Origin of the sequence: Shewanella aestuarii (assembly GCF_014647215.1) — a bacterium.
Taxonomy (GTDB): Bacteria; Pseudomonadota; Gammaproteobacteria; order Enterobacterales; family Shewanellaceae; genus Shewanella; species Shewanella aestuarii.
In genome coordinates this window covers 18,241-42,856 of the sequence record NZ_BMOT01000008.1, presented here as the reverse complement: position 1 = coordinate 42,856, position 24,616 = coordinate 18,241, and the positions used below count along the sequence as shown (strand labels likewise).

Here is a 24,616-nt window from a genome sequence, read left to right as displayed (position 1 = left end):
AAAGCAGATATGACTCTAAGTTTAAGCGTATAGGGTTGTAGAAATCACTTAAACTTTGAAGTCGATCAATAATCGACTCAACATACTCACTCCAAACTTAAATTTAACTTAATACAAGTCAGGCGATATAACAACAAAACACAAAAAATCAACGGCATAATTGCAACGCAGATCTCAAATAGATGATGTTTACTCCAATCTATTATATATCTGTAGCAAGAAGGCGCTTTTTTTCCATGCCGAGCTTAAACATATTCACCGCGCCCCAGGCCATGATTGCTCCACCGACAGCTAGCATGCTGTAAACAATCGTTTGGTCGGCTAACATAGGTAAAAAATCGTTGCCGAAACCGACAAAAATACCGTACAAACCTAAACCAAACAGTAAACTACCGGGAAAGTCGATAATGCCAACCAACAGCATTTTTCTTTCAATTTGTTTCATTTTTTGTAGCTTGTTATCTGTCATATAAACCTCATCCATGATCAAAAAAATAACATAGCAAATTCAACGCAGACACTACAGCAACTTTCACGTCTGACGCAGTTTATTTCTACCAGCAAGGTGATTGATTTGGGTTATCTCTGAATAACAGTGTAAGTGAATATCAATTGACGCAACTCTGGTTCATTTCATCAGGCAAAATGCCTTTTCATTGGCTATAAAATAAAAAAGTCTTCCGAAGAAGACTTTTTTATTATTATTTTTGAAACGATTATTTATAAACGGGTAAAATATCTGCCATCGCCAATAAGTGACATATTGCCGTAAGCGCACCAAACATCACCACAATAACAATCAACGCATTTCCGCCAGGTACTTTAAATCCTTGGCTGTCTGGGTATAACTGGCGGGTTTTATACGCCAATAGAGCAGGAACAATCACCGCCCATATGGTTGCTGCTAGTGCTGCAAAACCAATCGCCATCAAAAAACCATTCGGGAACAATAAACCCAACAGAGTCGGAGGAATAAAAGTCACCGAGGCAGTTTTTAAACGGCCTATACGTGAATCATCAAAACCGAATAGATCGGCAAGATAATCAAACAAACCTAATGTCACCCCTAAAAATGAAGAGGCTACAGCCAAATTTGCAAACAGGGTTAACACGCGCGATAAGTTTTCACTTGAAATCGATTCAGACAATGCCCCGACTAACACGCCCATATTACCGCCTTGGGCGATAACCTCTGAGAACATCCCACGTGAAATATTACCCATAGTAACCACTAACCAACAGGTATAAATCACTAACGCGATAGAGGTTCCTAATACTAAAGCTTTTACAATGGTCTTAGCATCTTTACCGTAATATTTGACCAAACTGGGGACATTGCCGTGATAACCAAAACTGGCTAAACCAAAAGGTAATGCGGCTAACATGTAAGGTAAATAGCGAGGCTCACCATCGGGCTCGAACAAGCGACTTGGCTCTATTTCAATCAGTAAATTACCGGTTGCAAGAAAGAAAGTGATCACCATACCGCCCAACATAATGGTGGTAATACGATCCACAGCTTTAGTACTGGTTAACACTATCAAGGCTAACACTACGGCAAACACTAAACCGGCAATACTTTGTGGTAGTGCGATACCGATAGCCTGCAAGCTATGGTTAACAATTGAGCCACCACCACTGATGTAGGCGTAAGTTAAAATATACAATACAAACGCGATGGATAAGCCATTAACGATACGCCAAAACTGCCCAAGCGTATCACGGGTTAAGGTGTCAAAACTGGCCCCAGGCTCGAAATGAAGGTTAGCCTCTAACAATAATAATCCGGACATCAGCATACAAAACCAAATGCCGACCAACATGATCATTGAATAACTAAACCACATTCCGGCACCGACAACCGGCAAAGAGAACATACCTGCCCCAACGGTTGTTCCTGCAATAATCATCGCCCCGCCGATAAGTGATTTACTTTTGGGGCCATTTTTTGCCGCGTTCATATGGTTGGTCATTAACTTAAATGCTCCGCGTTAACGCTATCTTGGATGGTTTGTTTAACGGATGAACGTAACAAACTATTGGCATGATCACGAATACGAGAGACTTCGTCTGAATGCTCGTTACTGCTTAAATAACCTAACTCTTTCAATTTAACACTCAAGGTGTTGTATAGTTTTTTGTCATAGAACTCTGGCGCCGTAATGCCGTGTAGCGCGCCTAAACGTTGAGCTAATAAATGGCTGTCACATTCAAGCTCTGCACGCTCTAAATGAGGTTTTATAGCCAAAAGATTAAAGATAATCGCATAACGCTGCATTGTTTCACTTACGGTTTCAGCAAGCAATTCTAGTTGGGTAATGTTACTTTCAACTACAGTACAACGATCGCCACAACTCAGGAGGTTTTCAGCCACCATCTGCGCCAACACTTGATCCACATACACTGAAATATCTTCAATTCCCATGAATAACTCAGCTTTCATTAGTGGATAGAAATCTTCCACTACAGCCAATATTTGCTCACGGTTACACTCTTCGTAGCGCACTAAACAGCTGGCGATAAGGGAAGGAATAATCATTAAATGAATAATGTTGTTGCGGTAATAACTTAAGGTGATGGCATGCTTTGGATCTAGCGCAACAATGTCACCTAAAGGGTCAGTTTCAAGTGTGAACTTATTTAAAGATAAGCAGTGCTCAATAATCGAGGCACCATTGCCTTCCGCCACGGAAGTGTAATTGGAATAAGGCGCATTTTTTAGCAGTTTGAGATAAAAATCTAACTGACGCTCTAATTGATGACGTTCTAATGCATTTTGCTCAGAAGCTAATAACACTAGGCTGGTTAACGTCACAGAGCTTGCCGCTGCCGCGCCATTAATTTTGGTCATCACTTGATTAGCTAAAAGGTTAACTGCAGGCGTTACCCATGATGGTTTTTGTTCAGGGTCTTTCGCCACTTCTTCACGCCAATCTGGAGCCTGCTGCTTCAAAAAGTTCTGCAGGTTAATTGGCTCACCAAAGTTGACATAACCTTGACCAAAATTACGTAATTTTCTAATAGCACCAAATACTTGCCAAACAGATTCTTTTTCTTTTTTCTTGCCACTTAACTCTTTGTGGTAAGTAGCCACTTCCATCACGTGGTCATAACCCAAATAAACCGGTACTAAAGTCACTGGACGCTCAATACCGCGCAATACGCTATTGATTGTCATTGCCAACATGCCCGTTTTAGGTGCGAGTAATCGCCCTGTTCGTGAACGGCCACCCTCAGTAAAGTATTCAACTGAATAGCCTTTGGCGAAAAGTTGATCTAAGTATTCACGGAAAATCGCAGTGTATAACTTGTTGCCATTAAAGCTGCGACGAATAAAGAATGCTCCCCCACGACGGAACATGGGGCCTGCAGGCCAGAAGTTGAGGTTAATACCCGCTGCGATATGCGGTGGAACCATACCTTGATAATACAAAATATAAGAAAGTAACAAATAATCCATGTGGCTACGATGACAAGGCACATAGACAATTTCATGGCCATCATGATGTAGCTGACGTACTTGTTCTGCGCCTTTAATGTTAATACCGCTGTAGAGTTTGTTCCAAAGCCAAGTGAGAAACCGCTCAGCTATGCGCACTAAACTGTCAGAATAATCAGCAGCAATTTCATCCAAATATTCAATTGCGGTTTCACGTGCTTTTTCTTTAGATATCTTTTTATTAGCCCCTTCTTCTTCAATGGCTTTAATAATGGATTCAGAGGACAATAACGAAGCGAACATGGCTTGACGGTTCGGCAATTGTGGGCCCGTCATCACTTTGCGTTGACGACGAAAGTGCACACGAGCAACACGAATTAGTTTGTGTGCAATGGCTTTATCAGTCCCGTGCTCATCCGCCATATAACGTAATGACATGGCATTAGAAAATTGCACAAAGCTATGGCGACCTAAAAATAAAATCATTAACCATTTACGCAGCCAAGTTGGGCTTTCACGCTCAAGCACTGCGGCTTTCATGGTGTCATCTTCCTTGCCAGGAGTACGCCCCCAATAAAGACTGACCGGAACCAATTGAATGTCGAGATCGGGCTGTTGACGATGAAGAGCTAATAAGCTGGTAAAACAACTTAAAAACTTTTCTCCACCTTCACGCTTGCCGATTATCGGTTTACGACCTTCTAAGCAAACCACTCGTGGTACTTTCAGTCCATCAAGTTGTAATGGTGAGTATGGGCTAGGTAATCCTAAGTCCTCAGTCATTTCACTTAATGCTGCAGTGTCACTTAGCGACTCTGTTTTCATCACATAAACAATAGGTTTTGCAGGATCAAAATTTAAATCAGCAAACGGATCATGAGGCACAACAATTGTGTGTACCATCCATTTTTGAACCCAACGCAACAGCCTAAGTATGATTGAATCTGGTTTTGACATAGTAATATTCGCAATAAAGCCCTTTTCATATGGGCGCATAGAATACCAGAAACTGGTTAGCTTTCACCAACTGCTGTATAAACCAAGCATAGCTTTGCCAACACAGAACATTTTATTTATCCCATACTACTGAAATAAAACATAAAAAAATCACATTTTGTTTTAAAATTAAAAAATAGTTGGCGAATACTTGCGCAAAAACAAACACTGTATATAATGACAGTTACTGTATAGAAAGACAGGAAGCAACATGAGACCCTTAACACCACGCCAAGCTGAAATTTTAGAGCTGATTAAAAACAACATCTCTGAAACTGGGATGCCACCTACTCGTGCAGAAATTGCCACACGCTTAGGTTTTAAAAGCGCCAATGCGGCTGAAGAGCATTTAAAAGCTTTGGCTAAAAAGGGATTTATAGAAATTATGCCCGGTACTTCACGTGGCATTCGCCTAACCCAAGAAGATGAACCAGAAGAAAATGGTTTACCGTTAATTGGTCAAGTTGCTGCTGGCGAACCGATTTTAGCCCAGGAACACGTCGAGCAATACTATCAAGTCGACCCCAATATGTTTAAACCTGCTGCTGACTTTTTATTAAGAGTGCGTGGTGACAGCATGAAGGATATCGGCATTTTAGAAGGCGATTTATTGGCAGTGCATAAAATGCAACAAGCTCGGAATGGCCAGGTTGTTGTCGCACGTGTTGAAGATGATGTCACAGTGAAACGTTTCGAGAAAAAAGGCAATGTTGTCTATCTGCATGCCGAAAATGAAGCGTACTCACCAATTGAAGTTGATTTAAGTTACCAAAGCCTAACGATCGAAGGGCTTGCTGTTGGTGTTATTCGTAATGGAGAGTGGTTATGAACAAACTAATGGGCACAGCCCCGCGTCATCCTGGATTATGGATGGATATGCCAACAGCAGATATTAATCTGGCACAACCAATTACTACGCTCCAAACGCAAACTCACGGCAAAATTGAACTCAGCCAATATGCTAGCCAGTTAGCTCAATTAAGCCAGCAAGGACGATGGATTGTATTAATTAACCCTGCCAATATCAGTTATAAACAGATGCTAGCCAGCGCAGGCGTTAGGATGGATAGAGTGCTTTTAGTCCATACCAAAGATGAGATTGAAACCTTATGGGCAATGGAAAAGGCATTAACCAGCGGCACATCAAGCGCAGTGATTTCATGGACACAGCCTTTAGATGCTCGCGACAGTCGCCGTTTAGAACTCGTCGCTAAAAGCGCACGCGCGTTAGGCATTGTGATTGAAGATGCTAATGCAGACTTAAGCCATGATTTAAGTACTAAAACGATGCTTTCAAATCAAAATAATACGGTTAGCACAATTAATTTCACCTCGTTCCATTAGTTATAACTGCCGTATTTACTGAGCCCTGCCCATGTGCAGGGCTTTTTTGTACATTTTTTCAGCTAATTAGCTGTAAAAGTGATCTTGATCAATGTTTAATCTACAAGTAATGTACTTAACAAGGTTGAAACACTTTTAACCTTATTGAAACGCTACAGTCTAGATTTTATCTGACAGATAAAAGCGTCAAATCAGAATTGATAAGTTCAGTTGTAAGTACCAGCGTGGTGCACATTTAATAAAAACCAGTAAGCCTAAACGCTTACAACCACCAAGGTGCTTTGGAGTCATCAAACTTTTTTGGGAACCGAAGAGTTTGCATAGAGCAGAGACTTACTGTGTGACTCTTCTTTGTAGTTGCTATTCGCAATTGGCAGAGGAGAAGTCTTGTGAAGCAATGGTTGTATTGTGTAATGGCGGTGTTACTGGCACCTCCCGTTGGGGCAAACGAAATGCCCCTCAACATGACAAAAGGTGTAACGAATATTAGTGGCCAGGTTTATGACCTCCACATGATTATTCTTTATATCTGTTGTGCAATTGGCTTAGTGGTGTTTGGGATCATGATTTATTCCATGATTTATCACCGAAAATCCAAAGGCGCTGTCGCGGCAAATTTTCATGAAAGTACTAAAGTGGAAATTGCTTGGACTGTCATTCCATTTGTCATTCTTATTGGAATGGCGATTCCAGCCACTAAAACCCTAATAGCGATGGAGGATCCGTCAGATGCGGATTTGACCATTAAAATTACCGGCTCACAGTGGAAATGGCATTACAGCTATTTTAATGAAGACGTCGAATTTTATAGCATTCTATCGACTCCACGCGATCAAATTGAAGGCGGTGAAACCAAAAGTGACACCTATTTGTTAGAAGTAGATAAACCTTTAGTTTTACCTCTTAACCGTAAAGTCCGCTTTTTGATGACCTCTGATGATGTTATTCACTCTTGGTGGGTGCCTGCATTCGCAGTTAAAAAAGATGCGAACCCAGGTTTCATTAACGAGGCGTGGACGCGTATCGACAAGGCAGGCACTTACCGAGGCCAATGTGCTGAATTATGCGGTAAAGATCATGGCTTTATGCCAATTGTTGTGCAGGCATTACCTGAAGCTGAATACGATGCGTGGTTGCTAGACCAAAAACAACAGGCGAGTAACGCCGCTGAAGCCGCGAAGGCCGCTTTGTCTGAAACCCTTTCAAAAGAAGAGTTAATGGCAACCGGCGAGCAAATTTACCTTTCTACCTGTGCTGCTTGTCATCAACCAAACGGTGCTGGTTTACCCGGCGTGTTCCCTTCGCTTATTGGCAGCCCAATCATCAAGGGACCAATTAATGGCCATATTGACATTGTCCTTAATGGTAAGCCCGGAACAGCCATGCAGTCGTTTGCTAAACAGTTGAGTGCGAAAGATATTGCCGCTGTGGTTACCTATGAGCGTAATGCTTGGGGTAATAATTCTGGTGATGTTATTCAAGCAGTGGATGTGAGTAATGCCGCTAATGGTGGCAACGCTGATAACAGTGCCTCAGCTCCTCAACCTATGACTTCTGATAGCCCAATGGAGTCGGTTCCAACTGATGTTCAACAGGTTGTAGCAACGGTAATGCCAGTTGATTTAACCGAACTGACCCATGAAGAATTAATGACCGAAGGTTTACAAGTATATACCGCCACCTGTGCCGCTTGCCATCAAGCCACTGGAGCAGGTTTGCCTGGCGCTTTCCCATCATTAATCGGCAGCCCTGTCATTAAGGGGCCTGTAGAACAGCATATTAATATTGTTCGTAATGGTAAGCCTGGTACCGCAATGCAAGCTTTTGCAAGTTCACTATCACCGCGACAAATGGCTGCAGTGATAACTTATGAGCGCAATGCATGGGGTAATAACGCTGGCGATACAGTGCAAGCCACTGATGTTAATAGCTATGGACAGTAGGGGATAATTAATGAGTACAACTACGCACGATACTGCTGCAGTCCATGACGATCATCACCATGGTGCCCCAAAAGGCATTATGCGCTGGCTGCTAACTACCAACCATAAAGATATTGGGTCGTTATATTTATGGTTCAGTTTTATTATGTTTTTGACTGGCGGAGCCATGGCTATGGTGATCCGCGCCGAGTTATTTCAGCCAGGGTTACAACTGGTCGAGCCTAACTTTTTTAATCAGATGACCACAGTTCATGGACTTATCATGGTGTTTGGTGCCGTTATGCCCGCTTTTACCGGCTTGGCTAACTGGTTAATCCCTATGATGATTGGTGCACCAGATATGGCGCTACCACGAATGAACAACTGGAGCTTTTGGATATTACCGTTCGCATTTACCATGCTAATTGGTTCGCTATTTATGGAAGGTGGCGGCCCTAACTTTGGTTGGACATTCTACGCCCCGCTATCGACAACATATAGTCCAGACACCACTGCGTTATTTGTGTTTTCGGTGCATATTATGGGGATCAGCTCGATTATGGGCGCAATCAATGTGATTGTAACCATAGTTAACATGCGTGCTCCTGGCATGACATGGATGAAGTTACCTTTGTTTGTATGGACTTGGTTAATTACGGCTTTCTTACTCATAGCTGTGATGCCAGTGCTCGCTGGTGCTGTCACCATGGTGTTAACAGATAAGTATTTCGGCACCAGCTTTTTTGATGCTGCAGGTGGCGGCGACCCTGTCATGTTCCAGCATATCTTCTGGTTCTTTGGTCACCCTGAAGTGTACATCATGATTTTACCGTCGTTCGGTATCATCTCAGCCATCATTCCAGCGTTCAGCCGTAAAAAGTTATTTGGTTATTCATCAATGGTATACGCAACGGCCAGTATTGCGATTCTGTCATTCTTAGTGTGGGCGCATCATATGTTCACCACAGGTATGCCAGTATTTGCTGAACTGTTCTTTATGTATTGCACCATGCTGATTGCGGTTCCTACGGGGGTAAAAGTCTTCAACTGGGTTGCCACTATGTGGCGAGGCTCGATGACTTTTGAAACGCCGATGCTGTTCGCCCTTGCCTTTATCATTCTGTTTACTATTGGTGGGTTTTCAGGATTAATGCTGGCCATTACCCCAGCAGATTTCCAGTATCACGATACTTACTTCGTTGTAGCACATTTCCACTATGTGTTAGTGACTGGAGCGGTATTCTCGATCATGGCGGCAGCTTATTATTGGCTACCTAAATGGACCGGGCATATGTACAGCGAAACCTTAGGGAAATGGCACTTTTGGTGTTCGGTTATTTCAGTTAACGTACTGTTCTTCCCGATGCACTTTTTAGGGTTGGCAGGTATGCCACGCCGTATTCCTGATTATGCGATTCAATTTGCTGACATTAATCAAATTGTATCTATTGGTGGGTTCGCCTTTGGCTTATCGCAGCTGATTTTCTTAGCCGTTGTTCTTAAGTGCATCAAAGGCGGAGAAAAAGCACCGGATAAACCATGGGAAGGCGCGGAAGGATTAGAGTGGACTATCGCAAGTCCTGCTCCTTATCATTCATTTACTACACCGCCAGAGGTGAAATGAGATGAATCAGCCAACCAAATCAAACCGTAAGCTACTCACCATGCTCATTCTTGGGGCTGTGGGCATGTTTGGTTTTGGTTTTGCGCTGGTGCCTTTGTACGATGTGCTGTGCGACACTTTAGGAATTAATGGAAAAACCCAAAGTACTGCCAGCACATACGAAGCTGTTATTGTTGATAAAAATCGCACTGTTACTATAGAGTTTGTTGCTCAAGTACAATCTGGTATGCCCTGGGAGTTTGCTCCTACGGTAAATCGTATTCAAGTTCACCCAGGTGAACTAACCCATACGAAATTTCATGCCAAAAACCTGTCAGCAAACGATACTGTTGGCCAGGCGATACCCTCGGTATCACCCGGTCAAGGTGCGGCTTATTTTAATAAAACCGAATGCTTTTGTTTTAATCAACAACCACTCGCGGCATCAGCCACTGCTGAACTCCCATTGATATTTTACGTGGATCCTGATTTACCAGAATCCATTAACACCCTGACTCTCTCTTATACCCTTTATGACATTACTGAAAAAGTCGGTAGTGGCTTAAAGCAAGGAGCAGCAAAATGACCACAAAGCATGAAGCCTATTATGTGCCTGCACAAAGTGCCTGGCCTATCATTGGTGCCATTGGCCTTTTCTTAATCGCCTTTGGCGCAGGCAACTACGTACAGCAATTATCAACAGAAGAAAGTTATGGCGGTTATATTCTTATTACCGGCATAGCTGTGATTTTATTTATGGTTTTCGGTTGGTTTAAAACCGTCATTGATGAATCTATGGCAGGTTTATACTCAGCCCAAATGGATCGTTCATTCAGACAGGGAATGAGTTGGTTTATTTTCTCGGAAATTATGTTTTTTGGCGCGTTTTTTGGCGCCTTATTCTACGCCAGAATGGTTGCCGTACCTTGGTTAGGGGGTGCTTCAAATAATGCCATGACCCATGAAGTTTTATGGCCAGCATTTGAAGCGATTTGGCCTTTAGTCACCACCCCAGATGGCACCAAAACAGAAGCTATGCCATGGACAGGGTTACCATTAATCAATACGATTTTACTGTTAACCTCGTCTGTCACACTGCATTTTGCCCATACCAGTTTAGAAAAAGCTAAACGCACACCATTAAAAATTTGGTTAACGCTAACCATTCTATTGGGTATCGCTTTCTTGGTGTTACAGGTAGAAGAATATAGCCATGCTTACCATGAAATGGGCTTAACGCTTGAGTCTGGGATCTACGGTAATACCTTCTTTCTGCTCACAGGCTTTCATGGCATGCATGTCACCTTGGGAACTGTGTTCTTAATTGTGTTGCTGTTGCGGGTATTAAAAGGCCACTTCACAACCGACAAGCATTTTGCTTTTCAGGCAGGCAGCTGGTATTGGCATTTTGTTGATGTCGTGTGGTTATGTTTATTTGTGTTCGTTTACGTACTGTAAACACACTGATTAATAAGGCCGTGGGTTAGGTTGAATAATACCTAATGCCATGGCCACCAGCAGTAAGATAACGACTAGGGCTGAAAACATCACTCTTCGACCTAAAAATGGACTCATAGATTGTTTGTTTTCACCTTTAACCATAATAAATAATGCTCGGGCTAAATTAAACATAATGAATACAAGCAGTAGCACTAAAACTAACTTAACTAACAATGGGGCTGTCACAGGCAATCCTCTTGCGGGTTTAGGTTGGGCCGCGTTTGTTTTTATTGCCATCACTGTGGCGGTGTTTAGCATTTTGGTCAAGCTAGGATTATGGCAACTGGAACGGGCAGAATTCAAAAGCTCATGGGATGAAACGTTAAGCGAGCGACAAAACCAAGCAGCAATGAATTTCGATTCGTTATTGCAAGTCATTACAGAGCACACATCGGCAGCTAATTCAGAACAACACACTTTAACAGGATATCGAATTGCCGTATCGGCATCGCCTGTATCGAAACAAATACTGCTACTCGATAATCAAATCTATCAGGGCCAGGTTGGCTATTTGGCTTATCAGGTATTTCAAGTGAATGCCTCGTCACCCAATTTACTCGTTGAGCTCGGTTTTGTGCCCGCTGCTAAAGACCGCCGAGTTTTACCCAATATCAGCGCGATTTCAGCGGGAAGATACAAGCTGATTGGACGGATTTATCAAAAACAGGCCAATCCATTAAGCGATCATTTAATGGCTGAAACAGGCAACCCAATACGCTTTCAAAACTTGGCTATAGATGAATTATCGCAGCTGCTGGGTTATTCATTATTACCTGTGGTGTTGCAACCAGATAACGTACCTGATTTAAGTTTGCCACAACCATGGCAACCCATTCCGTTATCAGCACAAAAACATCAAGGATATGCCTTACAGTGGTTCACTATGGCCGCGGTATTTTTAGGGTTAATGGCATGGCTGGCTCACAAAAAGTGGCAAGCAAACGCGCATTAAACATTTTACATTAACATTAACATTAAGCAGTAAGAAGAGGAGCTAGAATGAACTCCCAGCCCAAAAGAAGTAATAAAACACTCATAATATTGTTAGTCGTTTTCGTGCTACCCGTTGCCTTAGCCAAATTGGTATTAAGCTTAGATCTATACCATGGCGGTGCCACCAATAAAGGTGCATTGTTAAATACAGAGCTGACATACAGTGCGTTAAACATGGTGAACCCCAAGCCACATCTTTGGCAAATGTTGTACTTACTGCCTGAAAAATGTGACCAGCAATGTATGGATAGGTTGTATGTGATTAACCAGAGTCACATAGCATTAGGGCGAGACCGTGAGCGAGTCAGCCCAATTATCTTACTGCAAAATAACAGTGATCTAGACGCGCTTAAACAACTCCATATTCAATTTGAAACTGCCCAAAGCAATGAGCAAATAGCCGCGTTGTTAACTCAACAACAGATGATCATCATCGACCCTTTAGGCAATCTAGTGATGCAATATGAAGGTGTCGCTGGTCGAGAGGCTAGCATAGCTCAAGGCAAATCAATGATAGCCGATCTGCGTAAAATGCTTAAATTGTCGAGGGTTGGCTAATGCGCATTCCTCACCTAATCAAATTCACCCTAGTTTTCACCTTAATGGTGATTCTGATGGGGGCTTACACTCGCTTATCTGATGCGGGATTAGGCTGTCCGGATTGGCCAGGTTGCTATGGCCATTTAACTGTGCCGAACGAAAGTCATGAATTGGCCAAAGTGGAGGCTCACTTTCCTGAACATACGGTTGAGCCTGAAAAAGCCTGGCTAGAAATGATCCATCGTTATATCGCGGGTACCTTAGGCTTACTGGTTCTCGTCATTTTAATTCTATGCTTAAAGCAACATTCTGCTCCCAAAAAGTTACCTATATTGATCTCGGCACTCATCATTTTTCAAGCGGCCCTGGGTATGTGGACCGTCACCATGAAGCTGATGCCAATTGTGGTCATGTCGCACTTAATCGGTGGCTTCAGTTTATTTTCTTTATTATTGGTTCTGTATTTGCGCACCAAACCATTTAGGATCCCTGGCGGCGACCTATATGCCAGAAAGCTCGCCCCCATTGCAGCATTAGGGCTGGCAGTGTTAGTGATTCAAATCATATTAGGCGGCTGGACCTCATCAAACTACGCGGCATTAGCCTGCACAACTTTGCCGATCTGCGAAGGTAATTGGATAGATAACTTACGCTTTGCCGATGCTTTTTCGCCATTTCAAGGCAATCATCCCAGTTTTGAATTTGGCGTTTTAGATTATGCGACCCGAATGACAATTCATGTTAGTCATCGTATTTGGGGAGTGTTAACCGCCATCATTTTAGTGTGGTTTGCGATAAAACTATTAAAAGCACAATCAACCACAATGCGAAAAAGTGCCTACTTACTTATTTTATTAGTGATTGCACAAGTCGCACTTGGGATCAGCAATGTAGTAATGCACTTACCGTTAGGTATCGCAGTTTCTCATAATGGCGGTGCAGCATTACTGTTACTGACCATGGTATTTATTAACTACGCCCTATGGCGTAAAGCGTAATTAGAGGACATAACAATGACAAAACCGATCATCCTCAACGCCCCTCATGAGGCAGTAACATTTCAATGGCGAGCCTATTTTGAAATGACAAAACCCAAAGTCGTAGCGTTAATGCTGCTAACCGTTTTGGTTGGCATGTGTTTAGCGGTACCCGGCGTAGTGCCCCTTCAACCGCTAATTATAGGTATGGTTGGCATTGGGTTAATGGCTGGCGCTGCTGCCGCATTCAATCACCTAATAGACCGTCGCATTGATGGATTAATGGCCCGCACCTATAACCGCCCTTTGCCAAAAGGAAAAATATCAGGCACTAAAGCCGGTGTATTTGCGATCTCCATTGGGGTAATAGGCTTTGTCATGCTTTATGCATGGGTAAACCCACTGACGGCTTGGCTAACTTTTGCCAGTTTAATCGGTTACGCCTTGGTTTATACGGCTTATTTGAAACGCGCAACCTCACAAAATATCGTCATTGGCGGTTTAGCTGGCGCGATGCCGCCATTGTTAGGCTGGACTGCTGTCACTAACGAACTACATGGTCATGCCCTACTCTTGGTTATCATCATTTTCACTTGGACGCCGCCACACTTTTGGGCGCTGGCGATTCATCGTAGAAAAGAATACGCCAAAGTCGATATCCCCATGTTGCCCGTCACCCATGGTGTTGAATTTACTAAAACATGTATTTTGCTCTACACCATTTTGCTTGCCATCGCGTGTTTACTGCCAGTACTAGTCGGTATGTGTGGCCCGGTTTATCTGGTCGGCTCAACCTTACTCAGTTGTGGATTTATTTATAAGGCTTGGCAGCTTAAATACCATGACTATCAAGGTTTAGCGATGAATGTATTTAAGTTTTCTATTTATCATTTGATGGTGTTATTCATCGTGTTGTTGGTTGATCACTATTTGTGGGTTAACTAAATCGTGACGAAAAAGCATCTTTTAAAATGACATTAATGATAAAGGACGTGCTAAATGCGTAAGCACAGTATAGTTGTGGCACTGATGGCGGTGGCGATAAGCGGTACTGCCGCTTATCAATGGCTCACACCCTCAAATAACTCAGTAGCACCAATGCATCAATCACCCTACAAAAATGTAGAACTTGCCACTGGCTTTATTTACGACAATCCGAGAAAGCTGGCAACTTTTAGCCTAAGCGATCAGTACGGAAACCGTTTCACAAATAAACAGTTAGAAGGTAAGTGGAGTCTATTTTTTATTGGCTTCACCTCTTGCCCAGATGTCTGCCCCACCACACTGAATAAGTTGGCGGCGGCCTACCCAGAACTACAGCAAATATCTGCCGATATACAGGTAGTATTTGTGTCAGCAGATCCCCAACGCGACACCCAAGCTAAACGCCTCGACTACATCAACTTTTTTAACCGTGATTTTAAAGCTATCACCGCAGAACACAGCCAGTTATTCCCCTTCAGCCGTGATCTAGGCTTTGTTTATGCTATGGTGGGTGAAGGTGATAATTACCAAATTGATCACAGTGCATCCTATGTGTTGGTTTCGCCCCAAGGAGAAAAAACCGCCGTGTTTAAGGCAAAACCTAAACCCGGTTTACCACCTCAAATACTCAATGATGAGTTAATAGCTGATTTTAAAAAGATTGTTAATAATGCATAAGCCGATTTAACATCGGTTTACATTAAGCGATTTGATCAGTAACGTGTTATCTAAGGCCTGTTGACGTTTCAAGGTTATTTGCTCAAGTTGTGACCTATTTGCACAAGGCAGAAACTTTGTGGTCTAGATATTCAACATAGCAAGTCGATAACACTGTAAAAATGACCATCAAACCTAGCCCGAAGGGTTCGAGTTATTTTTATGTGGGCCCGGCTCTGACCTTAGTGATTAATAATCTCTGTAAAACCATGATTAATATTGCTCAAATAGTAATAAAGGCTATATTTTAATAAGTTGCTGTTAACGGCTGGAATACTGCATGACTGAAACCACTCTAGATTTAGGCACGGCGATTACAATTCGTAATATACAGCCCATATACTCTCAGCTTGCGAATCATTTACAGCAAACCACACCTTTTATTATTGATGCTAGCAAACTGACCAAAGTTGATACTGCAGGGGCGCAGTTACTCTTGTTTCTGCATCAAACCAGTATCAAGCGGTCAATTAATATTACATGGCTTCCCGCCGATAAAGAGATAAGCAAGCAATTAGCATTACTCGCTATTACAATACCACCGCTGATTAGCTCAGTTTAAAGGACAGTTTTAATGAAAAAAATTCTGGCAGTGGACGATTCCACCTCCATGCGACAGATGGTCAGCTTTACCTTGCAAACAGCAGGTTATGAAGTGCATGTGGCAGCTGATGGCAGTGAAGCGTTGGCACTCGCTAAACAAAACCAGTTTGATCTGGTGATCTCTGACATCAATATGCCAGTGATGGATGGCATTACACTCATACAAGAATTACGAGCCCTTGAGCAATACCGCTTTACACCATTATTAATGCTGACCACTGAATCTAGCCCAGAAAAAAAACAACAAGGGCGTGCAGCAGGAGCCACTGGCTGGATAGTCAAACCTTTTAATCCGGAACAACTATTGGCAACCGCTGCCAAAGTACTCCGTTTTTAGCGATAAGCAGAGCATAAATGGATATCGATCTTAGTCAATTTAGCCAAGTTTTTTTTGAAGAAAGCTTAGAAGGACTCTCTAAAATGGAGTCTGAGCTATTGGCAATTGATATTGATAATTTTGATCAAGAAAGTATTAATACCATTTTTCGCGCCGCCCACTCAATCAAGGGAGGCAGTGCAACCTTTGGTTTTACCGAAGTGGCTAATTTTACACATTTGCTCGAAACCTTGTTAGACGAGATCCGTGAACAAATTAGGCCGATGCAACCACAGCACGTTGAAATGCTCCTGGCATCTGTGGATGTTATCCGCAATATGATTGATGCCTTAATGAAGGATCAAGCCTTTAATGATCCCGCATTAGCGCCGTTAATGAAGCAGTTCGAACAAGCTCTCGCTCAGCCGTCAAATGACAATATCGCCACCGATAACTCTGCTGCCAATAAAGTACAATCTCCTAACGATATATCGATGTCAGAAACCACACCGCCAGATACAGGCTTGGACCCCAATTTAGCCCTGTGGCAAATCGACTTTAGCGCTGGCGAAGATATTTTACGCTGCGGCAACGATCCCATTTACATGTTCACTGAGCTTGCAGAGCTCGGGCAGCTAAAAGTCACATTAAAAGATGTCGCTTACCCAGATGTAGACGAATACGAAGCTGAAGTGTGTTATTTGCAGTGGAGATTATTACTGCTTACTGACACATCACTGTCGCGCATTAAAGAAGTATTCGAATGGGTAGAAAGTGAATGTGACATTCAATTTACACAACTTGAACGAAACGCCGAAACCGATGCCCAGTTTATTTCGCCATTTGATGCCAAAGCCCTGAAAGAGGCAAATAAACATGCCAGTGAAGAAACATTCGTTCATAAAGACGCACCGACACCAAACCTAACTGAGTCCCAATCAGCCCTTGAGCCATTCAACAGTTTTGATATGTCGAGTGCCTTGGCTGAAGCTTTTGAACAACAAAATCAGCCAAGCCCTCAAGCATTCCCCATTGAGCAAATAGAAACAAAAACTGCAGATGAACAGGCTGATCAAATCAAGCAAGTTGAGACAAACCAGACCTTAACAAGTAATACCACCGCAGTATCGACAGCCAGTGAACAGCCCAATACATCGGTCGTTGCCAGGCCGACATCACGCTCGACCGATATCAATCAAAGTTCCATACGGGTCAACATAGAAAAAGTAGATCAGTTAATCAATATGGTTGGGGAGTTAGTCATTACCCAAGCCATGCTAGGTCAAATTGGCCAACAGGAAACGATCAACCAAGAAACCCTTATTACACTGAGATTAGGGTTAGAACAACTTGCATCTCACACCCGTGAACTGCAAGAAAACGTGATGCAAATTAGAATGATGCCCATATCATTTGCCTTCAATCGCTTCCCAAGGCTGGTACATGACATTAGTTTACAGCTGGGTAAAAAAGTTGACTTAGTACTCAGCGGCGAAGAAACCGAACTTGATAAAACTGTGATGGAAAAAATCGTTGATCCGCTGGTGCACCTCGTTCGCAATTCATTGGATCACGGCATAGAAGTGCCCGAACAAAGGCGCACACTGGGCAAGCCTGAATCAGGCACAATCAAACTGAATGCATTTCACCGTGGCGGCAATATTATCATTGAGATCATCGATGATGGCGCAGGTTTGAATACAGATAAAATTCTCAGTATCGCGCGTAAAAAAGGCTTGGTTGCAGACAACGAACACCTGAACACCGAAGAGATCCACCAGCTAATATTTAAACCCGGATTTTCAACTGCGGATAATGTATCAGGCCTGTCAGGACGTGGCGTTGGCATGGATGTAGTGAAGCGAAATATTACTGAGCTCAATGGCGATATCAACTTAAGTTCAACGCCGGGAAAAGGTAGTCATATGACAATTCGCCTACCATTAACCCTTGCCATTTTAGATGGTCAATTAGTCCGAGTAGGCGACCATGTGTATGTTGTGCCATTGATGTCGATTCATGAGTCATTACAGGTATCTGAACGTCAGATAAATGATTTAGGTAAAGACCAGCAAGGTCATCGCCAAGAGGTCATCCACCTGCGCGAAGAATTTATTCCTATCGTTAAAGTATTTGAACAATTTAACCATCAAGCAGATGCCAAAAATATTGAAAAAGGCATAGTAATGATTGTTGATTGCAATAACAAAAAAGTTGGCCTGTTGGTTGATGAGTTACTGTCGCAACAACAAGTGGTGATTAAAAACTTAGAGGTTAACTACACCAAAACACCCGGTATATCGGGGGCAACCATACTGGGTAATGGTGAAGTGGCACTGATTATAGATGTTATCAGCCTCACACATCTTTCTGGCATTGGCCATCATAAAGAACATGCGGCATAAAGGAGCGAATTAACGTGGATGTTTCGCATCAGCAATCGCAAGCAACCCAGGGTGATGTTAATCAACAATACTTAACATTCATAATGGGACCAGAAGAATACGGAGTAGAAATACTCTCAGTACAGGAAATTCGCGGTTGGCAAAAAACCACCGCTATTCCCAATGCTCCTGAATATGTAAAAGGGGTGATTAATTTACGTGGCAACGTGGTACCCATCATAGATTTACGCCAACGTTTTGGGCTAAACGAACTCAGCTATGGCCCAACAACCGTGGTGATAGTGGTTAAAGTTAAACTTGAAAAAAACAGTAAAATTATTGGTATTGTTGTTGATGCGGTATCTGATGTGATTATTGTTGATGATAAAAACCTAAGACCTACACCTGATTTTGGGCTCGACACTGACGTTAGATTTATCAAAGGACTCACCAGTCTCAGTGACAAAATGGTGATTATTTTAGATGTGCATAAACTCCTAGGAAATGAGGTTTTACCCAGTGCACAGCAATTGTCTAGCATCATAGAGCAACTCGAAATACCCACAGTTTAAAGCACATTTGGCCCATATAAGAATAAGTAAACAGAGGACGTAAAACATGCAAGTAAATCAACCAACGCCAACCAGTGGCCTCCATCCTCTTGCATACGGGGCACCGATACTTTGCGCACTCGCATTAGCGGGAGATCTTGCTGGGCTTGATACGCTATGGGTTAGCGTATTACTGCTGTTAACCTTGTTGAGTACATTATTAGCCATATTCAAACTACAGCAGATGAATCAACGTCTTATTAAAGCAACCCAGGATATTGCCAGCAGCTATGACACAGATCATACCGTTAATTTAGGTGAGTTTGAGGCATCACATTGGCCGCAACTTCAGTCAGCACTCAATCAATGGCATCAAGATACCATCAACAGCCGCTTTTACATGCAAGCTTTAGATGCTTGTCAGGGTAATATCATGGTGGCAGACGAGCATTACGACATCGTTTATCGCAACGAATCGCTGTACAAAATGTTTAAGTCAAACGAGCTAGTATTGCAAAAAAGCCTCACTCGTTTATCGGTAGATAAACTCGTAGGTTCAAATATGGATATCTTCCATCAGCATCCCGAGCATCAACGTAAATTGATGGATAAGCTGACCACCCCTTATTGCACCAGATTTGTGATTGAAGGGTTATCTTTTAGATTAACCGCCACGCCTTTATTTAAAGATGATCAACGTATAGGTACGGTTGTCGAATGGCTAGACATGACAGAGCAAGTGGCTAAAACTCAAAAAGAACATATGCTCGCCGCTGAAAATACCCGCTTAAAGCAGGCATTAGACTGTGTCAGCGCTTGCACCATGGTCGCCGATAATGACAATCGTATTATTTACACTAACGATGCGCTACAAACCATGTTTGAAAATGCTGAAGAAGACGTCAGAACAGGCTTACCTAATTTTAATGCCAAACAACTTGTCGGAGAGCACATTGATGTTTTCCACAAAAATCCAGCCCATCAGCATAATGTGATTGCAGCATTAAAAACAACACACAGAGCCGAGTTTGCAGTGGGTAGCAGAGTATTCAAGTTTACTGCCAATCCTATTCAGGACAGTTTAGATAATCGGATTGGTACTGTGGTTGAGTGGGAAGACCGCACATCGGAAGTCATGATAGAAAAAGAGCTTAACCAACTACTTGCTGCGGCAAATGGAGGCGATTTAAGCCAGCGATTAAGCTTAGAAGGTAAAGCCGGATTCTTCCTGTCATTATCTAAAGGCCTAAACCAATTGTTAACGGTATCAGATAACATTTTATCTGATGTTGTAAAACTTTTTGATGCTTTAGCCAGAGGTGATTTAAGTCGTCAACTTGACGGAACCTATTCAGGACAATTCAACAAGCTACAGCAAGATGCCAACACCACTGTTGAACGCCTGACTGAGGTGCTGAGTGAAATTAGTGATGCCGCCAATACGGTCACATCCAGTGCTGAAGAAATTACCCAAGGTAATATTGACTTAAGCCAACGCACCGAAGAGCAAGCGGCATCATTAGAAGAAACCGCTGCCAGCATGGAACAAATGACTGCCACTGTTAAACAAAGTGAAAGCAACGCCTTAATTGCCAATAACCTTGCCATTGAAGCAAATCAAAAAGCAGAACAAGGTGGTAATGTAGTTAAACAAGCCGTAGTGGCTATGGATGCCATTACTGAGTCAAGTAAACGCATCGCTGACATTATTACTGTGATTGATGAAATTGCTTTCCAAACAAATCTTTTAGCACTAAACGCAGCAGTAGAAGCTGCAAGAGCAGGCGAGCAAGGCCGAGGTTTTGCTGTGGTTGCTGGGGAAGTGCGTAATTTGGCTCAACGCAGTGCTGGTGCAGCAAAAGAAATCAAAGAGCTGATCAGAGACAGCGTGAATAAAGTGACCGACGGTACTCAACTGGTTAATCAGTCAGGTGATACGCTCAAAGACATTATGCTTTCAGTAAGTAAAGTGGCTGAAATGATTGCCCATATTTCGATTGCGGCAGAAGAACAATCTTCCGGTATTTTTGAAGTGAACAAGTCTATTTCTCAAATGGATCAGATGACGCAACAAAATGCCGCCTTAGTTGAAGAAATCGCCGCAGCGGGTGACACCATGACAGAACAAGCTCGACAAATGAAACGTAAACTCAGCTTTTTCAATACGGGCAACGCCTTCATGGCCTCTGACACCAAAAACGAGCAAAAAGCAAAAATAAAACATATGGCAATTCAAGTAAGTAACGAAGATTGGCAAGAGTTTTAACAAATTAAATGAGCAACATGATTAACCTCAGGCTTGGTTCTTGAGGTTAATTTTTGTTAAACAGCACATTTAACCTGCTTAAGGGATAATAACTGTGGATAAGTGGCAGCAACAAGAATTCCCGATGACCTTAGCGGACTTCGACTTTTTACGCAATCTAGCCTATTCACACACAGGCATTGTGCTGCCAGAACGCAAAAAACAGATGGTGTATTCAAGGTTGTCTCGACGTTTACGCACCTTGAGTTTCAAAACCTTTAGCCAATATTGCCGTTACTTAGAAACGAATACCCAGGAATTGCCCGAGTTTATTAATGCGCTCACCACAAATTTAACGGCTTTCTTCAGAGAGAAGCATCATTTTGTGCATTTAGATAAACAAATCTGCCCACAATGGCTGGCCAATAAGCAAAAAAGAATTCGTATTTGGTCAGCAGCATGCTCTACTGGGGAAGAAGCTTACAGCATCGCAATGACACTGTATGGCCGAATTGATTTAAACCTATTTGACTTAAAAATTTTAGCGACGGATTTAAACACTCAAGTACTTGAAACCGCAAAAAAAGGAATATATTCAGCCGAAGTATTGCCCACAATACCAGCGAATTTCTCGTCAAAATACACCAAGCCCCTACCTAAAACTGAACACTTTTCAATCAAACAACGTATAAAGGATCTAGTACACTTTAAACAGTTAAACCTACTGCAACCTTGGCCAATGAATGGCCCTTTTGATGTGATTTTTTGTCGCAACGTGTTTATTTATTTTGATAGCGAGACAAAGAAAAGAATCATAAAAAAATTCAGAACATTATTAAGTGATGGTGGTTATTTAATTATTGGCCACTCTGAAAGTATCAATGATTTTGCAGCTGATTTTGAATTTGTTGGCCAAACTATTTACCGTGCTAAGCAACGAAGCGCACCATTTTTATCATCACATCTACAACAATTACAGGGGGCTGAATGATTAAAGTACTTGTCATCGATGATTCAGCCTTTATGCGTCAATTGTTGACTCATATGTTAGACGCCGACGACAATATTATTGTCGTTGGACAAGCCGAAGATCCTTACGAGGCGCGCGAGTTAATCAAAAAACTCTCTCCAGATGTGCTGACCCTTGATGTTGAAATGCCCAAAATGGATGGTTTAGCATTTTTACGCAACTTGATGCGATTAAGACCTATGCCCGTTGTTATGGTCTCGTCATTAACCCAAAAGGGCGCAGATGTTACCTTAGAAGCCCTATCATTAGGTGCCATTGATTACGTTGCTAAGCCTAAAAACAATCATCAAAATAGCCTATCCTTGTTTCAAAACAACTTGGTATACAAAGTATTAGCCGCTGGTCAAATCAGTTTTGAGGCACCACCTCCTATTCGTCATATTCAGTTACCCCCAACTGACATTAACAACAAATTTAAAAACCGTTTGATTGCTATAGGTGCGTCAACGGGGGGAATTGAAGCCATTCAAACCTTACTAACCCCTCTACCAGCTAACTTTCCTCCAATAGTGATTACTCAACACATACCGCCCGTTTTTAGCACTTCGTTTGCCGCAAGACTGAATAAAAATTGCGGCCTCAATGTAATGGAGGCCCAGGGTGGAGAAAAGCTACTGGCGGGTCACGTTTATATCGCCCCTGGTGATAAGCACTTAATCATCATTCGTGACGGTGCTCATTTAAAAACCAAGTTGCTAAATAGCGATCCGGTTAATCGCCATAAACCCTCAGTTGATGTACTGTTTAACAGTGTGGCTGAAAATGCCGCTAAAACTTCAATTGGCATATTATTAACAGGTATGGGTAATGATGGCAGCCAAGGTTTATTAACGATGCGGCAAAACGGGGCTTATACCATAGCTCAAGATCAAGCGTCATCGGTGGTATGGGGTATGCCTGGTGCCGCTGTCGGTATCAATGCCGCAAATGAAGTATTACCCCTTGACGATATGAGTAGTAAATTACTCACATTACTGACAATCAATTAACGTCGTCTTGGCAAATGATGGCATTAAGCCAATCCATGAATTAGGGGCAATATCGCCTCCTTAATAATAAAACCATCTAAAATACAGTACCTTTTATATGTCCTTATTGCGCGCTCTCTCCAATGGCGATAAAAACCGTCAGTTAATGGCATTAGCCATTCCAATGATTTTATCCAACATCACCATTCCACTGCTGGGACTAATCGATACCGCGGTCATCGGCCACCTTGGTGAGGCATATTATTTAGGCGGGGTCGCTCTAGGTAGCACCATAATAACTTTAATAGTCTGGCTACTGGGATTTTTACGTATGTCGACCACAGGTTTAGTTGCTCAAGCCTATGGAGCACAAGACAATCACACCCAACAACAATTATTGGTTCAAGGTATCGGTTTAGCACTTTTACTCGCTATTGGCGCACTAGCCTTACAACAACCCATACTGTCATTGGCACTAAACTTAACTGAGGCCAGCGCCCAAGTGCAGCATTATTGTCGTCAATATGTTGAAATTCGTATTTGGTCATTACCTTTTGCCCTAACCAACCTTGTGTTACTTGGCTGGCTGCTGGGCAGACAACAGCCCAAAGCCGCTATGTGGCAACTCATTATTGCTAATATCGTCAACATTGTTTTGGATGTGATATTTGTCATCGGTTTTCAATGGGATGTGCAGGGGGCGGCACTTGCATCCGTTATTGCAGACATCTGCGCCTTCACTGTTGCCGCTTTGATGGTGACACGCCAGCTTAAACAACAACGCCATTTTGCTTGGTCGCAATTGCTACAACACTTTAAGCTTAGCGGATTATCACGCCTACTCACTCTTAATCGTGACATATTCATTCGCAGCTTATGCTTACAAGCGGCATTCAGCTTTATGGCTTTTTACGGTGCTGGATTAGGGGATACCACCCTAGCGGCCAATGCCGTATTACTTAATTTATTGATGCTAATTTCATATGCACTTGATGGGATAGCTTACTATGCTGAGGCCGAAGTAGGCCGAGCCGTTGGCCAAGGTAACCCCACGTTGTTATTTGAATCTGTCAGTCTAGCGTTTGCTTGGTCGGCGATTATCGCCCTCATATTTAGCGGTAGCTTTTGGCTATTTGGCAATCAAATAATACATTTACTGACTAATATCCCCAGCGTACAACAAACCGCAAACACCTACTTATTTTGGCTAATTGCCATGCCTATTTTAGCCTTTGGTTGCTACTTATTTGATGGGGTTTATATTGGCGCTGCACAAGGCCAGGTAATGCGTAACAGCATGATATTGGCAACGTTTGGGGTGTATTTTCCACTTTGGTGGAGTTTGCAGACATTTGAAAATCATGCCCTATGGGGAGCGTTATGTGCCTTTATGTTATTTCGTAGTTTGAGCTTGGGGTGGCACTACCATTTCAGGTTAAAAAAGCTTATCTAAACAGGAGGTCAAGTAGAGGCTAAACCAAAAAAATACAATAAAAATGTCGAG

General features: G+C 42.6%; 23 protein-coding genes. 19 read left to right on the top strand and 4 right to left on the bottom strand.

Annotated features, from left to right (window positions below):
• Nucleotides 1-202: 202 nt before the first annotated feature.
• The 3 genes from IEY03_RS12365 to plsB form a co-directional block, all read right to left on the bottom strand.
• Nucleotides 203-469 (bottom strand): hypothetical protein, encoded by a 267-nt coding sequence (locus IEY03_RS12365; RefSeq protein WP_188842130.1) that lies wholly within the window; start codon nt 467-469, stop codon nt 203-205.
• Nucleotides 470-716: 247 nt separating this feature from the next.
• A complete protein-coding gene (mtr, locus tag IEY03_RS12360) occupies nt 717-1,973 on the bottom strand; it encodes a tryptophan permease (RefSeq protein WP_188842128.1) in 1,257 nt (418 codons plus the stop codon).
• Nucleotides 1,973-4,396, bottom strand: coding sequence for a glycerol-3-phosphate 1-O-acyltransferase PlsB (gene plsB, locus IEY03_RS12355; protein WP_188842419.1), 2,424 nt, complete (start codon nt 4,394-4,396; stop codon nt 1,973-1,975). The genes mtr and plsB overlap by 1 nt, the downstream gene beginning before the upstream one ends.
• Before the next feature lie 250 nt (nt 4,397-4,646).
• On the opposite strand from plsB, the gene lexA reads away from it, so the two are divergent.
• The 6 genes from lexA to IEY03_RS12325 all read left to right on the top strand — a co-directional run bounded on the left by lexA (nt 4,647) and on the right by IEY03_RS12325 (nt 10,762).
• Nucleotides 4,647-5,264 (top strand): transcriptional repressor LexA, encoded by a 618-nt coding sequence (gene lexA, locus IEY03_RS12350; protein ID WP_188842126.1) that lies wholly within the window; start codon nt 4,647-4,649, stop codon nt 5,262-5,264.
• The gene (locus IEY03_RS12345) at nt 5,261-5,779 is read left to right on the top strand and encodes a cell division inhibitor SulA (RefSeq protein WP_188842124.1); all 519 of its coding nucleotides are present in this window, start codon (nt 5,261-5,263) and stop codon (nt 5,777-5,779) included. The genes lexA and IEY03_RS12345 overlap by 4 nt, the downstream gene beginning before the upstream one ends.
• Nucleotides 5,780-6,168: 389 nt before the next feature.
• A complete protein-coding gene (coxB, locus tag IEY03_RS12340; protein WP_188842122.1) occupies nt 6,169-7,722 on the top strand; it encodes a cytochrome c oxidase subunit II in 1,554 nt (517 codons plus the stop codon).
• 10 nt (nt 7,723-7,732) lie between these two features.
• Entirely contained in the window at nt 7,733-9,325 is a 1,593-nt protein-coding gene (ctaD, locus tag IEY03_RS12335; protein WP_188842120.1) for a cytochrome c oxidase subunit I, read from the top strand.
• 1 nt (nt 9,326) lies between these two features.
• A complete protein-coding gene (locus IEY03_RS12330) occupies nt 9,327-9,890 on the top strand; it encodes a cytochrome c oxidase assembly protein (RefSeq protein WP_188842118.1) in 564 nt (187 codons plus the stop codon).
• On the top strand, nt 9,887-10,762 hold the full coding sequence (locus IEY03_RS12325) for a cytochrome c oxidase subunit 3 (protein ID WP_188842115.1): 876 nt from the start codon (nt 9,887-9,889) through the stop codon (nt 10,760-10,762). The genes IEY03_RS12330 and IEY03_RS12325 overlap by 4 nt, the downstream gene beginning before the upstream one ends.
• A gap of 9 nt (nt 10,763-10,771) precedes the next feature.
• On the opposite strand, the gene IEY03_RS17090 is transcribed toward IEY03_RS12325, so the two are convergent.
• A complete protein-coding gene (locus tag IEY03_RS17090; protein ID WP_229778317.1) occupies nt 10,772-10,936 on the bottom strand; it encodes a DUF2909 domain-containing protein in 165 nt (54 codons plus the stop codon).
• A gap of 1 nt (nt 10,937) precedes the next feature.
• Here IEY03_RS17090 and IEY03_RS12315 point away from each other — a divergent pair, with 1 nt between their 5' ends.
• From IEY03_RS12315 to IEY03_RS12250, 13 genes are all read left to right on the top strand, one after another.
• Nucleotides 10,938-11,756, top strand: a complete 819-nt coding sequence (locus tag IEY03_RS12315) for an SURF1 family protein (protein WP_188842111.1) — start codon at nt 10,938-10,940, stop codon at nt 11,754-11,756.
• A 47-nt stretch (nt 11,757-11,803) separates the two neighbouring features.
• Nucleotides 11,804-12,355 carry a redox-active disulfide-containing membrane protein gene (locus IEY03_RS12310; RefSeq protein WP_188842110.1) on the top strand — a complete coding sequence of 184 codons (552 nt, stop codon included), beginning with the start codon at nt 11,804-11,806 and terminating at the stop codon, nt 12,353-12,355.
• Nucleotides 12,355-13,335, top strand: coding sequence for a COX15/CtaA family protein (locus IEY03_RS12305; RefSeq protein WP_188842108.1), 981 nt, complete (start codon nt 12,355-12,357; stop codon nt 13,333-13,335). The genes IEY03_RS12310 and IEY03_RS12305 overlap by 1 nt, the downstream gene beginning before the upstream one ends.
• A gap of 15 nt (nt 13,336-13,350) precedes the next feature.
• Nucleotides 13,351-14,259, top strand: a complete 909-nt coding sequence (gene cyoE, locus IEY03_RS12300) for a heme o synthase (protein ID WP_188842106.1) — start codon at nt 13,351-13,353, stop codon at nt 14,257-14,259.
• 54 nt (nt 14,260-14,313) lie between these two features.
• Complete coding sequence (locus IEY03_RS12295) at nt 14,314-14,976, top strand: SCO family protein (protein ID WP_188842104.1); 663 nt, start codon at nt 14,314-14,316, stop codon at nt 14,974-14,976.
• A gap of 319 nt (nt 14,977-15,295) precedes the next feature.
• Nucleotides 15,296-15,577: an STAS domain-containing protein gene (locus IEY03_RS12290; RefSeq protein ID WP_188842102.1), complete on the top strand. Its 282-nt coding sequence runs from the start codon at nt 15,296-15,298 to the stop codon at nt 15,575-15,577.
• A gap of 12 nt (nt 15,578-15,589) precedes the next feature.
• Nucleotides 15,590-15,955, top strand: coding sequence for a response regulator (locus tag IEY03_RS12285; protein WP_188842100.1), 366 nt, complete (start codon nt 15,590-15,592; stop codon nt 15,953-15,955).
• 17 nt (nt 15,956-15,972) lie between these two features.
• A complete protein-coding gene (locus IEY03_RS17085) occupies nt 15,973-18,339 on the top strand; it encodes a chemotaxis protein CheA (protein WP_229778316.1) in 2,367 nt (788 codons plus the stop codon).
• 14 nt (nt 18,340-18,353) lie between these two features.
• On the top strand, nt 18,354-18,890 hold the full coding sequence (locus IEY03_RS12270; protein ID WP_229778315.1) for a chemotaxis protein CheW: 537 nt from the start codon (nt 18,354-18,356) through the stop codon (nt 18,888-18,890).
• A gap of 46 nt (nt 18,891-18,936) precedes the next feature.
• Nucleotides 18,937-21,135 (top strand): methyl-accepting chemotaxis protein, encoded by a 2,199-nt coding sequence (locus IEY03_RS12265; RefSeq protein ID WP_188842098.1) that lies wholly within the window; start codon nt 18,937-18,939, stop codon nt 21,133-21,135.
• A gap of 94 nt (nt 21,136-21,229) precedes the next feature.
• Entirely contained in the window at nt 21,230-22,105 is an 876-nt protein-coding gene (locus tag IEY03_RS12260) for a CheR family methyltransferase (protein ID WP_229778314.1), read from the top strand.
• Nucleotides 22,102-23,133, top strand: a complete 1,032-nt coding sequence (locus IEY03_RS12255) for a protein-glutamate methylesterase/protein-glutamine glutaminase (RefSeq protein WP_188842096.1) — start codon at nt 22,102-22,104, stop codon at nt 23,131-23,133. The genes IEY03_RS12260 and IEY03_RS12255 overlap by 4 nt, the downstream gene beginning before the upstream one ends.
• A gap of 97 nt (nt 23,134-23,230) precedes the next feature.
• Nucleotides 23,231-24,565: an MATE family efflux transporter gene (locus IEY03_RS12250; protein WP_229778313.1), complete on the top strand. Its 1,335-nt coding sequence runs from the start codon at nt 23,231-23,233 to the stop codon at nt 24,563-24,565.
• The last annotated feature ends 51 nt before the right edge of the window (nt 24,566-24,616 follow it).